Annotated in this window: 1 protein-coding gene; it reads left to right on the top strand. The window is 53.0% G+C overall.

Annotated elements, in window-relative coordinates; genetic code table 11:
• Nucleotides 1-287 (top strand): ATP-binding protein (locus HC175_RS23295; protein ID WP_168140114.1); only part of this gene is annotated, 287 nt, incomplete at both ends.

The raw sequence follows: 287 nt of genomic DNA, 5'->3' as shown, positions 1-287 counted from the left end.
AGAGCAGCCGGAGTTCCCTGTGTTCCCGGTTCTGAAGGAATTCTTGAATCCTATGAAGAGGCAGAAAAGATAGCCGAAGGCATGGGATACCCCGTGATGCTTAAAGCTACTGCCGGTGGAGGTGGAAAAGGAATGCGTGCGGTATGGAAGAAAGAAGACCTGCGTAAAGCCTGGGATTCTGCCCGCCAGGAAGCCGGTGCAGCCTTTGGTAATGATGGGATGTACATGGAAAAGCTTATTGAAGAGCCGCGCCACATCGAGATCCAGGTGGTTGGAGATAGCTCCGG

It is taken from the genome of Salinimicrobium oceani (assembly GCF_012037645.1).
The sequence above is the reverse complement of the archived record's forward strand: the minus strand, read 5'-3'. Positions and strand labels throughout refer to the sequence as shown.